General features: G+C 49.7%; 11 protein-coding genes and 1 pseudogene. 4 read left to right on the top strand and 8 right to left on the bottom strand.

Annotation, left to right across the window (positions count from 1 at the left end; translation table 11 throughout):
* Positions 1-91: 91 nt before the first annotated feature.
* The 3 genes and pseudogenes from hutH to JSU04_18920 form a co-directional block, all read right to left on the bottom strand.
* The gene (gene hutH, locus JSU04_18930; protein MBS1972387.1) at positions 92-1,633 is read right to left on the bottom strand and encodes a histidine ammonia-lyase; all 1,542 of its coding nucleotides are present in this window, start codon (positions 1,631-1,633) and stop codon (positions 92-94) included.
* A 63-nt stretch (positions 1,634-1,696) separates the two neighbouring features.
* Positions 1,697-2,416, bottom strand: a pseudogene (locus JSU04_18925) (MOSC domain-containing protein).
* Between the two features lie 98 nt (positions 2,417-2,514).
* Entirely contained in the window at positions 2,515-3,915 is a 1,401-nt protein-coding gene (locus JSU04_18920) for a DEAD/DEAH box helicase (protein MBS1972386.1), read from the bottom strand.
* Positions 3,916-4,064: 149 nt separating this feature from the next.
* On the opposite strand from JSU04_18920, the gene JSU04_18915 reads away from it, so the two are divergent.
* A complete protein-coding gene (locus JSU04_18915; protein MBS1972385.1) occupies positions 4,065-5,462 on the top strand; it encodes a hypothetical protein in 1,398 nt (465 codons plus the stop codon).
* A gap of 171 nt (positions 5,463-5,633) precedes the next feature.
* Here JSU04_18915 and JSU04_18910 read toward each other — a convergent pair whose 3' ends face one another.
* The 5 genes from JSU04_18910 to lptG form a co-directional block, all read right to left on the bottom strand.
* Complete coding sequence (locus JSU04_18910) at positions 5,634-6,575, bottom strand: endonuclease/exonuclease/phosphatase family protein (protein ID MBS1972384.1); 942 nt, start codon at positions 6,573-6,575, stop codon at positions 5,634-5,636.
* Between the two features lie 9 nt (positions 6,576-6,584).
* Positions 6,585-7,223: a ribulose-phosphate 3-epimerase gene (locus tag JSU04_18905; protein ID MBS1972383.1), complete on the bottom strand. Its 639-nt coding sequence runs from the start codon at positions 7,221-7,223 to the stop codon at positions 6,585-6,587.
* Complete coding sequence (locus JSU04_18900) at positions 7,216-8,166, bottom strand: methionyl-tRNA formyltransferase (protein MBS1972382.1); 951 nt, start codon at positions 8,164-8,166, stop codon at positions 7,216-7,218. The genes JSU04_18905 and JSU04_18900 overlap by 8 nt, the downstream gene beginning before the upstream one ends.
* Positions 8,163-8,792 (bottom strand): peptide deformylase, encoded by a 630-nt coding sequence (gene def / locus JSU04_18895; GenBank protein MBS1972381.1) that lies wholly within the window; start codon positions 8,790-8,792, stop codon positions 8,163-8,165. Before def ends, JSU04_18900 begins: the two co-directional genes overlap by 4 nt.
* A 90-nt stretch (positions 8,793-8,882) precedes the next feature.
* Positions 8,883-9,962, bottom strand: coding sequence for an LPS export ABC transporter permease LptG (gene lptG / locus JSU04_18890; GenBank protein MBS1972380.1), 1,080 nt, complete (start codon positions 9,960-9,962; stop codon positions 8,883-8,885).
* Positions 9,963-10,010: 48 nt separating this feature from the next.
* On the opposite strand from lptG, the gene JSU04_18885 reads away from it, so the two are divergent.
* From JSU04_18885 to JSU04_18875, 3 genes are read left to right on the top strand one after another with little or no spacing between them, the layout of a single operon-like run.
* Positions 10,011-11,246 carry a response regulator gene (locus JSU04_18885; GenBank protein ID MBS1972379.1) on the top strand — a complete coding sequence of 412 codons (1,236 nt, stop codon included), beginning with the start codon at positions 10,011-10,013 and terminating at the stop codon, positions 11,244-11,246.
* Positions 11,247-11,291: 45 nt separating this feature from the next.
* Positions 11,292-12,116: a carboxylating nicotinate-nucleotide diphosphorylase gene (nadC, locus tag JSU04_18880; GenBank protein MBS1972378.1), complete on the top strand. Its 825-nt coding sequence runs from the start codon at positions 11,292-11,294 to the stop codon at positions 12,114-12,116.
* On the top strand, positions 12,116-12,871 hold the full coding sequence (locus JSU04_18875) for a biotin synthetase (GenBank protein MBS1972377.1): 756 nt from the start codon (positions 12,116-12,118) through the stop codon (positions 12,869-12,871). The genes nadC and JSU04_18875 overlap by 1 nt, the downstream gene beginning before the upstream one ends.

Raw genomic sequence — 12,871 nt, 5'->3', positions numbered from 1 at the left:
TGTATAAAGACAAAATGGCGGGTTAAGATTTAAAAAGATAAGGGACGTAAAACGCCCGTCACAAAAAATCGCGACAGGCGTTCAAATTCAATTACCACTCAAGCTCACCCACAGCTGACTTTGCAGCCGCGAGGATTTCGTTTCGAGTGATCATATTTCTAATAGCTTCAACATCTTTGGCGAAGTAACGGTCTTCTTTTGCAAACGGCACTGTCTTACGAATCTGATCGTAAGCCGCTTTCACCGCTGCACTTGGTTTCAACGGCGCCAGCAAATCAAGGGCTTGGCACGCGGAAAGCATTTCCATCGCCACGACGTTTTCAGCATTGCGCAGAATCTTTTCAAATTTACGAGCCGCAATCGTTCCCATGGAAACGTGATCTTCTTTTTCAGCCGATGTCGGAATAGAGTCCACAGAGGCCGGATGTGCCAAAACTTTGTTTTCACTGACTAGCGACGCCGCCGCCACTTGCACGATCATGTGGCCTGAATTCAAACCACCGTTCGGAGTCAAGAACGCCGGCAATTCGCTCATCTGATGAGAGATCATTTTAGAAATACGGCACTCACTAATGCTTGCTTGCGAAGAGATCGCAATCCCCGCGAAATCCATCGCGTGGGCCACGGGCATTCCGTGGAAGTTCCCGCACGAAAGGACCTTATTGTCGTCTGCAAACACCAGAGGATTATCTGTGCTGGAGTTTGCTTCGGTTTCAAGAACTTTTACAACATAGCGAAGAGCATCCTTAGCCGCACCATGAACCGCCGGCATACAACGAAGGCTGTAAGCATCCTGGACGCGGTGATCTTCAGACAAATGGCTCTGACCGATTTCACTCATTTCACCCGCGAGCTTTAGCAAATTGCGGGCTGTTTTTGATTCGCCTGGATGAGGACGTGTCGCACTGATGAGTGGATCAAACGGCTTACGTGACCCACGCAGGCCTTCCAAAGACATCGCTCCGGCAAGATCGGCCATCCACAACAGGCGACGGGCTTCCCAAGCCGCAAGCAAACCAACAGACGTCATCACCTGACAGCCGTTGATCATCGAAAGACCTTCTTTGGCTTTCAAATCCAGAGGCTGCATTTTCTTTTCAGCCAAAACTTTTTGCACCGGAACGCTTTGACCATTCTGCCACACTTCGCCTTCACCGATGATTGCCAAAGCCAAATGCGAAAGCGGAGCTAAGTCACCGCTCGCTCCCACAGATCCTTGGGATGGAATCACAGGTACGATGTCGTTATTCAAGAATTCCAAGATTTTGTCGACAACCGCGGGACGGATACCGCTATGACCGCGGGCCAAAGCATTGGCACGCAAAACCATCATCGCGCGGGATTGAATTTTCGTGAACGGCTCGCCGATCCCCATAGAGTGGGAACGGATCAAGTTTCTTTGCAATTGCTCGATCTCAGAATCAGAAATACGCACTGAAGAAAAGGCTCCGAAACCGGTGTTCACGCCGTACATCACTTCGCCGTTTTTAATGCGGCCTTCGATGTAGTCACGGCTCTTTTGCATGGCTGCGCGGGCGCCAGCACCCAGCTCGGCCTTGATTTCAGAGTTATTGGCAATTTCGTATAGATTTTCGAGGGTGATTGACTCACCAGTTAGAACGAGTGTTTTCATTCCTGGGAACCTAGCAAAAAAAGCCCCTGAAAGGCACGCTGGAACCTCAGAGAATGCCTCGCGTTACGCGAGGACTTCGACGGAACTTCCCGGAGTAATGCGACCGGTGTTTTCTGGAATCCACAAAACACCGAAGTTCACTTTATTGCCGTCGCGACGATAGCTCGACAGAGTTTTCAAAGGCTCTGGAGTTGGTGACTCGCCGGTCTTTTGGTCTATCGTGATGATCTTGCAGCGAGAGCATTTCTTTGGCTGAGCAAAGGTCACCTCACCAATGCGAATGCGCTGCCATTGATCTTCTTCGAAAGCGGCACTGCCCGTAAAAACGATGTTACCGCGAAAGCGCTCTATCCCCACAGGAGTTGCCAGTTTAGAATTCAAATCTTCGAGCGATTTCGTGTTGAGCAATAACAAAGGTCGGCCATCGGCAAAGCGCACTTCCGGATGCCAGTCGGTTTGTGAAGCACCAGACTCTTGCTGCCAAGGAACCATGCGTTTTGATGTCGGCGTGTAGCGCACCAAATGGCAATTCACACCGAGGTACTGAGACAATGCTTGCGAAAATAAATCCGGCTCCAGGGCGGCTTCGACTTCGTCGTTCCAGACTTTCACACGGATCATACGCTTAAAGGAATTGCTTTTAGGAACCACAAAGAACTGCTTGCCGATCCCAATGCTGAGGCCTGAATCATTCACCAGCACTTGCACCGTCGCAAGCTTCGGCACAGTTCGCTGAGTCAGGAAGCCGCCATTTTCATCAACGAGCATCCACTGACGGTCGCCTTCGGGACCTTCCAAGGTGATATTCATCTCTTTCACAGGCTGCCCTTGGCAGGATTTGATCGGATAAATATTCAACTCTTGAACGGTTCCGGCGAATGTCACTTCTTAGGTCCTTGTTTTTTATTCTGTTGAGCCAGTTTTCTGCGCTTGAAAAAACTTTGTCGCTTTTGCGGTTTTCCGTCTCCGCCTTGACCACTTGCTTGTTGACCGCCGGGGCCTTTGCCGCCCCCACCGCCACCTTTGCGTCTTCGTCCACCAGGTCTGCCACCTGAACCGCCACCGCGGCCACCATGGTGCTGTCCCTGTTTTTCGATCGCCGCTTTGGCTTTACCGACGCTCATCACAGAAGCCGATGCACTCGCATCGGAATGGAAGGGGTGATCCTCGACAACCGTCACTTTTTGGCGAGTCGTTTTCTCAATCGCGTAGAGATATGATTTCTCTTCCGCTGTACAGAAGGCAATAGATTTTCCTTCAGCACCGGCCCGCGCCGTGCGGCCGATACGATGGACGTAGCTGTCCGGTAAATGCGGAAGCTCGAAGTTAATCACATGGGTGATGCCATCGATATCCAAGCCACGGGCGGCAATGTCCGTCGCCACAAGGACACGAACTTTACCGCTGCGGAAATCTTCAAGAGCGCGCTGACGAGCTCCTTGAGATTTATCACCGTGAATACCCGCTGCTTGAACTCCCTGTTTCGTGAGTTTATCAACGATACGATTCGCTCCATGCTTCATCTGCATAAACACAAGGACTTTGAAAAGACTGTTATCCTCAAGAAGGTGCATCAGAAGATCAAACTTCTTCGCTTTCTCGACAAACATCACGGACTGATCAATCTTCTCAGCCGTTGTCGCCTGCGGAGTCACTTCAACTTTCAAGGGTTCGTACAAAATGCGGGTCGCAAGCTCTTGCACTTCTTTCGGCATGGTTGCTGAGAAGAACAAGTTATGACGCTTTCTCGGAAGAAGCGGCAAAATGCGTTTAATATCTTGAATGAAGCCCATGTCCAACATACGGTCGGCTTCATCCAAAACGAAGATCTCAATCTTATCGAGGCGCAAGTGCTTTTGATGGAAAAGATCCATCAATCGCCCCGGAGTCGCCACGAGCACATCCACGCCCCCGGCAAGATCACGGACTTGGTTGCCTTGCCCCACGCCGCCAAAAATCACGGCGTGCTTAAGCTTTAAGTGCTTGCTGTAGGTTTCAAGATTTTGGTGGATCTGAATCGCCAGCTCACGCGTCGGCGTCAGAATCAAAGTACGGGGGCATTTAGGTTCACGGCGAATGTGGTTTTTAGCCAAAAGCTGCAGAATCGGCAGACAGAAGGCCGCCGTTTTTCCTGTTCCCGTTTGGGCCACGCCCAAAAGATCGCGGCCCTCAAGGATCAAAGGAATCGCCTGGGATTGAATGGGAGTCGGAGTTTCATACCCAGCTTCTTTGAGTGCGAATTGAAGCGGGGCAACGAGTGGGAGGTCGGTAAATTTAGTCATTGTGTAATCTTGTAACAAGTCCCCATCGGGCTTTCAAGGAAAAGACCTCCGTGATATAGACGCCGGATGAAATTTTCCTGGTTTTTCGCCATTTTAGGGGCGGTTTTGTTTATCGTATTGGTCGTGATGCTAGAGTTGGGAGTTTGGAAATGAAATTTATTCTGTCGTTGATGCTATTGATGACTCCCCTCATGGCTGCCGCTGATTGCCTGCCTTCTTCTCAGGCGGATGAGTTCTTTAAAACCTTCAAAGTTTTTAAATGGTCCCGCGAACAAGCAAGCTATGTTCCGGTTCGCGGCATTGCCAATCTCTGTGATAACAACGACCTCAGCGTGCGTATCGCAAAAGCTGTTCAGTTCATGAATGGCCTCAATAGCCAGCAAGATCCAAAGTCTCCTTCGGTGGTCACCCGCGAAGGAGCTGGCCATTACTTCACAAAACGCATCGCTCGTATCGTGATCGAACCTAAGAACGGCTTCGGCTGCCCATCGGGCGTGATTGCCTATGTCTTCCGCGGCGAAAAAGACATCATGCACATCTGCACGGAAGGCGTCACTGGCATGGACTCCCCGCTGATGATGAGCTGGGTGCTTGTCCACGAAGCCCGCCACACCGAGGGCTACAGCCACGTTCACTGCACCCATGGACTCTACTTAAACTCTGACAACGACCACACCAGCACCGGCAGCTGTGATGATAGTTACGAAACTCAAGGCTCTTACGGAGTGGCTGCAGGATTCTTAGCTGAAGTTCTGCGCACGACAAAAGATCCCGTGCAAAAACAAGCGGCGCGCTCACAGTATGTGGTCGACCTCATTCAGCGATTTAATAAATTACCATTAGATATCAAACCAGGCTTCGTTGCCCATAACGAAAACGGCGAAGTTTCATTCTATGACGGCGCTAACAAAAGCACTCTGTTTGTGACCAGCACGAAGGCTTTCCTGACTTCGCGCCAAGATCTGCCGACGGTTTTTGATCCGGCTGGCAGCGTGAAGAGTTACTACTTCAACAAAATCATGCAAGACACTCCGGGCGGCTATGCCCGTGACTATGCCGAAAAGTACGCCCCTTCTCAGCGCGAAAGCCTGCGCGACACTTACTATGGCACGGCTCACGATTACAGCTGTTTGCTGTTTGATACAAAACTTCGCTGTGGTGATAACTACGCCGCAGATCCAGATATCGATGTCCCAATCAGCATCCGCCCCGTCCAGTTCTTGCTGACTTCGAAATCCGAGTTCGTTGAAAACAACGTGCTCTATGTTGTCGGCGATGACGGCTATGTCTACCCACTCCCGAAAGACTGGAAGAGTTTCAAAGATTGGTCTAAGAGCGGCCAGCTCGTGCGCAGTTCAAAGCAGTACAATCTCTTGAGCCTTGCCAATATCACCGGCGACTTAGAATACGCCGTGACTTTCGAAGGTCAGCTCGTCAAGCGCGCAAAGCTCCTCAGAACATGGGCTCCGCTGCGCGAATACAAGGGCGAGAAGATTCAGAAGATCGTGGCGCCTTTCTTCTGGTCGAAGACACTGGACGGGATTTAGCTTCCTGCGGTCCGTCCAGGCCGTCAGTTTCTTGTCACCTAAGGACCCTTTAGAACGAATCGTCTATAAGACGACCCGGTCGTATAATAGACCATTTGATGGGAAGACTCTTTAATCAATCCTTCAATTGAAGTACTTGTCTTCTGTCTTCATTCCCAGACCTACATCCCATTACTTTTCAACTTGCAGAACGCACTTAATCGGCAGGTGGTCCGAGCCTAAATCCGTCAGGCGCTCACGCTCGACGATGGAGAAACTGTTTGAGACCAAGCAGTGATCGATGCGGATCCCCAACAGCGAAAATAGATTCACCGACAGCGCAGGCCAGGTGTTCGCCCATGGCGAAATCCCCGCGGTGTCACGCAGGCCCGTGTTTTTCACAAGCTTCAAAAAACGATGCGATGTCGGCGTGGTATTTAAGTCGCCCACCACAATGGCCGGAAACTGCTTGTCATGAATCTTCTCTGAAAGCTCGCCTAAAATCGCTTCGTGTGCGTTTGCCAATTGCGGAGCAAATGGCGGTGGCGCATGCAAAGCATAGAGTAAGAACTCGTCACCCACAGGACGTTTGATTTTAAGTTCATACTGCTGAAAGCTGCCACCTTCGGACTCAAAAGATTTGTTTTCAGTGATTTCCCAGCGACTTAACACCGCCATACCGAATGGAGAGTTTTCCAAATGCGTCGCCTGATAGGGATATTGGGATTTGAGTTGCTCCAGTAACGGCTCAAAGTGCAAACCTGCCTCGAGTAAAACAACGACGTCGAACTCTCCGGCGTGAACCGGCAGCCAGTTTTTCAGAACTTCGACATTTCCTGAAGTGTTAAATTCAAAAATACGCACGCGTTCGGATTCCTTCGGAATCTTCACCATCGGCGCACGGCGATCGACTACATTGGCCAGCATGATGCAGGCATAGATAAACGCAATCAACGCGATGTAGGTGTTATTTTTCTGCTTCTTAACACGGTAAAAGATCGCTAGCAGCAAGGCCAAAACCGCATATTGCAACATAAAGTGAGAGAACAGATCCAAAAACCACTGACTCTCTCCGAGAGCGGAAAGTCCCATACAAAGAACTAAAAGTGCTAAGAGGATATTGGCGATCTTCATTCTTTCAAATTATACCTTCAAAGATTCGATAGCTTTTTTGTAATCATTGCGGAAAACGTAGCTCCCCGCAACTAAGACATCGGCGTCTTTGCAATACGCCAGCGTTTTTTCATTCACGCCGCCATCGACTTCGATCAGATATTTCAAACCACGACGTTCGCGCTCTTCGCGCAAAGCTTTCATCTTTTCAACTTGATCCATCATGAAGCTCTGTCCGCCGAAGCCCGGCTCGACCGTCATCACCAACACCAAATCGCATTCACCCAAATAAGGCATAATTTCACTCAGTGGTGTGCCCGGACGCAGAGTAATCCCCGCCTTTGCACCCAGCGAACGGATCTTGCGTAGAACCTCGTGTGGTTTCTCAGTCGCTTCCACGTGAATTGTTAAATAATCACTGCCCGCTTTGACGAAGTCTTCGACATAGCGCTCAGGTTTTTCAATCATCAAGTGAACATCCAAGGGAAGTGAACTGACTTTTTTAAGAGACTCAACAACAGGAATTCCAATGGTCAGATTCGGAACGAAATGGCCATCCATCACATCGACGTGCACCCAATCGGCTCCGGCCACCGAGATTGCTTTCAATTCTTTTTCAAGGTTAGCAAAATCAGCTGACAGGATACTTGGGGCAACGAGCTTAGACACCGATGAAATCTCCCTTTTTGAGCGGATGACCTTTTAAGAAATCACTGACTTTCATACGATTGCGCGATTCCGGCTGAACTTCAAAGATATTTAGAATTCCGCCGCCACATTGCACAGAAATGTATTCGTCATTGGCATCGTGGATAAAGCCGGCCTCAGGATGAGAACCGCTTTTTTCACTGACACGCGTTTTATGCAACTTCAATTTCTTACCACCGAGCCAAGTATAAGTCCCCGGGCCCATGGTCAAGGCGCGAATCTTGTTATGGATTTCCACCGCTGGCAGCATCCATTTGATCTCACTCTCGGCTTTGTCGATCTTGTGAGCGTAAGTGACTTGCGCTTCATCTTGCGGATGCGGCACCAAGTTGCCACGCACATAATCCATCAATTCCACGCGCAAAAGATCCGCCCCCAACACTGCGAGCTTATCGTGCAACTCCATCGCCGTGATTTCATCGTCTAAAGCCACACGACGAATACCGATGATATCACCGGCATCCAATTTTTTAACCATCTTCTGCAGAGTCACGCCGGACTCTTTATCGCCGGCTTCAATGCCCCGTTGAATAGGAGCCGCTCCACGCCAGCGCGGCAGAATACTGCCGTGCACATTCACAGCGCCATACGGAAACATGTCCAAGAATTCCTGAGTGAGGATTTGGCCAAAGGCCACAACGACAGCGACTTCAGCTCCCCAAGAGCGGATTTCATCAAGGCGTTGCGGATTTTTTTTCAGGGATTCAGGAGTGATCACATGCATGCCATGATTCATGGCGAGCATTTTGACTGGCGAAGGAGTGAGTTGCATTTTGCGGCCGGCAGGACGATCCGGCTGTGTCACCACACCGACGACTTCAAAATGATCGTCGTCGATGAGGGCCTTGAGGGAAGTCACGGCAAATTCCGGAGTTCCTAAGAAGCAAACGCGAACCTTGCTCACACTTTAACGCTTTCTTTTTCATCTTCGGTCTCAACTTCCTCGTCGGCGCCTTCTTCTTGATCATCGTCAGCCTTCGGAGTTGGGTAACCGTGTTTCTTGATTTGGTTTTTAATTTTATTGCCCTTGATAAAGCTCAAATGGTCGATGAACAAAGTTCCTTCCAAATGATCCATCTCATGCTGCATGCAGATCGCGAGCAAACCATCGGCTTTCACCAAGATCTCTTCACCCTTTTCATTCAAAGCCTTGATTTCAACGTAATTGTAGCGCTCAACAGTTTCATAGTAGCCAGGAACGCTCAAGCACCCTTCGTCGAAAGTTGTTTTACCTTCGCCTTTAACGATCACAGGATTGATCAAAACCAAAGGTTGAGTCACAGATTTTTCAAGCTCTGTCATTTCATCGTAGTTATAACGGCGGCCTTCTTTATCGCGAGGACGCGTGTCGATCACGAGCATACGAATCAACTCACCGATTTGCGGAGCCGCCAAACCGATGCCGCGCGCGTGGTACATAGTTTCCAACATGTCTTTCGCAAGCTGAGCATGCTTTTCAGTGACTTTGTCGACAGGTTTACAAACTTCACGCAAACGAGGATCTGGGAATTTCAAAATTTCGAGGACCATGATGACGACCTCCGAGAGTCAGATAGCATTATACACCAAAGGGTGCCTTTTTGCACCGCATCTTTGATGCTAAATAGCGGTAATACCTCATTATCTTTTAAGCCGCAACAGAAAGAAATATGCGAGACCAGCCATCAATAGGTTAGGAGCCCATGCCGCCACAATCGGGTTGAAATGACCGTGGGTTCCGAGGGTTAAACTGGAGCTTAACAAAATCCAGTAGGCAAAAACCAACAAGATGACAATACCGAAATTCGCCATCGTCCCGCCGGAACGGGCTTTACCGACGCTAAAAGGAATGCCCAAAAGACACATCACGAGTCCGGCAAACGCATAGCTAAACTTCGAGTGATAATCGACCTCGTAACGAACGGTATCGAGCCCCGCCTCTTTATTGCGCTCAATAAACCGAGCCAATTCCGACTGACTGAGAGTATCAGAGGTCTGTCCGGTGGACTGCAGATCCTGAGCATCCTCCCCCATGGCGATCTTCTTGGTTTTGAACTGACTGGTCAGAGGAAAGCTCGAATTGCCGGTGAACAAGGTGACGGAGCCATCAAATAACGTCCACGTTTGCTGCCCGAGCTCTACCCGGTCCGCGGTAATCATCTGGAGCAAATCCCACTCGGGGCTAAAGAAGTACAAGGTCAGACTCTGCGCTTTGTCGCCCTGGGCACTCAAAGTTTTGATATTGAAAATGGCGTTTTTCGAACGGTACCAAATCTTATTGGTCTTCACGACCGAGTACATCGACGGCTTCTTTTCGATGTCGTTATAGAGAATGTAGTTCTTCTTGCGGTTCATGGTCGGACCTAAGCGGTCCATCGCGAAGAACGCCACCCCCGAAATCACCATCACCCAAATCAACAGCGGCAAAGTGATCCGAAACAAACTCATCCCCGCTGCAAACAGAGCGACAAGCTCGTTGGCTTTATTCATGGCCGAAATCGCGAGAATCACCCCCAACAAACAGGCGATCGGCAGCAATTTATTGAAGATCTCGGGAACGTAGTACAGATAGTAATTTGCAAGAACCGTAAGGCTCAGATCCTTGTGACTAACCATGGTGCTCATGGCATCGACCGCCAAAAAAATAGTCACGAAGACAAGGCTGCCACCAATAAAAGAAACCCAGAATAAGCCAGAGACGTAGCGGTCGATACGATTCATAAAACTATTATTGTTGACTCAAGTCTAAATTCCTACTTTACTTTCATTATGGCTTTACGCGTCTTACTAGCGGATGAGAGTTCTACAATTAAACGAGTTATGCAACTGGCCCTCCAAGATTTTGGAGTGGAGGTGAAAGCCGTTCCTGTGGGTCTCGATGTTCTGCCGGTCGCCAAAACTTTCCAACCTGACATTGTGTTTGCCGATGTTCTTTTAGTGAAAAGAAATGGCTACGAAGTTTGTGCGGACTTGAAAGCCGATGCCGAGACGCAATCGGTGCCTGTTGTTCTGATGTGGAGCAGCTTCATGGAAGTCGACGAAGCAAAGCTCAATCAATCCGCTCCGGATGCCCGTCTTGAAAAGCCTTTCGACGCTGAAGCTCTCCGCCAACTGGTTCAGGATTTAGTTCCAAAAACTCAAAGCAATCCGATCAGCTCGTACTTGCAGTTCCCAAAAATGCCAGAGTTCAAAGAGACGCCGCCGTCACAGGCTTCGGCGCCTAAGGCGGCTTCAACAGGTGCTCCTACGGGGGCGCCAAAAAACGCGATCCCAACAAAGCCGCAAGCCAAGTTGCCGGACTCCGCACCTGTGAATTTTGACAACTTCGACCCGAACGGCCTGGAAAATGATGATGTTTTCAGCATTCCGGAAGAGAGCACGAACTCCGGCATTACTCGCACGGGTCATGCATTGCCAATGGTCGACAATCCGGATGTAAACCCTGATGAGGAAGAATTCGCAGTCGTTGCGGATGATGAAGAGTTTGCGTCTGTTCCGCTAAACTCTTCTCAGCAAAAAGACCAACTCGAAGATGACGGTTGGCAACGCCAAGATATTAAAAAGTTCAAAATCGACATGCCTGTTGAGGCCGTGTCTTCTCCGAATTTCACCAACGACGACGATTTTGCTAAAAAATTCGTCATTCCACAGGATGATATTGATAACGCCCATGTGGAAGTTGAAGGTGAATTCGAAGAAATCCACTTTGGCGACGATTTGGCAGCGACCAAGGTAGCCCCACTCCCGCCAAAATATGCCGACGATCTTAAACGCCTTTCTACTGAGGCGATGGAAAAAGTTCACACTAAGGCCTCTCCCAAGAAGGCCCCTGCCGTTCCAGCTACGGGTGCTGCCGGCGATGCGGAGATGATTGAGCGAGTCATTCGTGAAGAAGCTCGAGAAGTCATTGAAAGTATCTGCTGGAAAGTGATACCAGAGATAGCTGAAAGAATCGTTCGCGAAGAGATCAATAAGATCCTCCGCGACGTCGAAAAATCAAACTAGTTTTTGGTTTGAAAACAGCTCCCATTTTGTGAAAAAGAGGTTTGTATGACACTCCTTGATTTGATCCGTGCTGCGATCAAAGAAGACATGCCATCTGGCGATGTCACAACCGAAGCTTTGGCTTTAAAGCCCCGTCATGGCCGTGCTCGCTTAAAAGCAAAGGAAGACATCGTGCTTTCTGGCGCCATGGCCTTTGAACAAACAATGTTGAGCCTTGAGCCGAACTCGAAAGTGAAATGGCACTTCGAAGAAGGCGAACAAATCTTGAAAGGCCAAATCCTCTGCACCATCGAGGGCGACCTCGTTCAGATCTTGAAAGCAGAGCGCGTGGCTTTGAACTTCCTTGGCCATCTTTCTGGGATTGCGACATTCACCCGCCGTTTCGTGAAAGCGCTTGAAGGCACTCGCACCAAGGTTTTGGATACTCGTAAAACCACTCCGGGATTCCGCGAGCTTGAAAAGAAAGCCGTTCTTCACGGTGGCGGCGTGAATCACCGCATGAATCTGTCCACAGCGATCTTGATCAAAGACAACCACATTTCTGTGATGGGCGGCCTGGCTGAAGCCGTCAGCCGCGTGCGTGAGCACAGCCAGCTGCCGATCGAAGTGGAAGCCCGTACTTTGGATGAAGTGAAAAAAGCCGTAGAGCAAAAAGTTCGCCGCATCCTTCTCGACAACATGGATAACGATATGCTCAAAAAAGCCCGTGAGCTTGTGCCTGCTGAGATCGAAACAGAAGCCAGCGGCAATATGACTCTGGACCGCGTTCGCTCTGTCGCTGACATCGGTATTGATTTCGTTTCTGTGGGCGCTTTGACTCACTCTGCACCTTGTGCCGACGTGAGCCTGGTCTTTGACTGGGAGGACTAATGCAGGACTCTCCGGTCACAGACATCCGCCTCGGAGATGTCACGCAGAAGTGGGCCGCGAATAATCATATTTACGTTCACTACGAAACGGCGATGACCAGCACGAGCGATCTTGCGAAGGCGAAAGCTTTCGACGAATCGCTGCTGGAAGAAGCTCTTTGCGTTTTTCTGACGGATCATCAAACGGCGGGCCGAGGCCGCGGTAAAAACATCTGGGTCGATTCGAAGCCCGGCAGTACGTTACTAAGCTCTTGGAGCTACCTGCTGAACGCAAAACCACAGCCGACAACTTCATGCCTTGTGGGACTTGCGGTGTACCGCGCGCTTTCAACGACGTGGCCTTTTCTGGCTTGGAATATCAAAGCACCTAATGACATCTACATCGGTGATAAAAAAGTTGCCGGCATTTTGCTTGAATCCGTTATTCAAGGTGACGAAGTGCGTGTGATCATCGGCCTGGGCGTCAATGTTTTATCATCACCATCCGAAGTCACAACCTCAGGTTCGATTCTCGAAAGCTTGCCACCGGGAGTGCCTCTTCTCGGTCAGGATTGGACGGCCTGCTTGGATCGCCTGCTGTTTGAAATGACCGATGCAATTTCTCATTGCGAAGATTCTCTTTCTCCGTCAGATCAGTATTCACTGTTAATGGCGCTGAACGAACATCCATTACTGGAAGAGTCTTACATTGGCCTCGAGCCCAACGGAACATTGCGCACGCAAAGCGGTCAAAAAATCAACTGGTGGGAGCTTTAA

Source organism: Bdellovibrionales bacterium, assembly GCA_018266295.1.
Taxonomy (GTDB): domain Bacteria; phylum Bdellovibrionota; class Bdellovibrionia; order Bdellovibrionales; family Bdellovibrionaceae; genus JACMRP01.
This window is presented reverse-complemented; position numbering and strand designations above follow the sequence as displayed.

Excerpts from the sequence above, each read along its gene's own strand:
- hutH (MBS1972387.1), bottom strand. The coding sequence starts at position 1,633 with ATGAAAACACTCGTTCTAACTGGTGAGTCAATCACCCTCGAAAATCTA.
- JSU04_18920 (MBS1972386.1), bottom strand. The coding sequence starts at position 3,915 with ATGACTAAATTTACCGACCTCCCACTCGTTGCCCCGCTTCAATTCGCA.
- JSU04_18915 (MBS1972385.1), top strand. The coding sequence starts at position 4,065 with ATGAAATTTATTCTGTCGTTGATGCTATTGATGACTCCCCTCATGGCT.
- JSU04_18910 (MBS1972384.1), bottom strand. The coding sequence starts at position 6,575 with ATGAAGATCGCCAATATCCTCTTAGCACTTTTAGTTCTTTGTATGGGA.
- def (MBS1972381.1), bottom strand. The coding sequence starts at position 8,792 with ATGGTCCTCGAAATTTTGAAATTCCCAGATCCTCGTTTGCGTGAAGTT.
- lptG (MBS1972380.1), bottom strand. The coding sequence starts at position 9,962 with ATGAATCGTATCGACCGCTACGTCTCTGGCTTATTCTGGGTTTCTTTT.
- JSU04_18885 (MBS1972379.1), top strand. The coding sequence starts at position 10,011 with ATGGCTTTACGCGTCTTACTAGCGGATGAGAGTTCTACAATTAAACGA.
- nadC (MBS1972378.1), top strand. The coding sequence starts at position 11,292 with ATGACACTCCTTGATTTGATCCGTGCTGCGATCAAAGAAGACATGCCA.
- JSU04_18875 (MBS1972377.1), top strand. The coding sequence starts at position 12,116 with ATGCAGGACTCTCCGGTCACAGACATCCGCCTCGGAGATGTCACGCAG.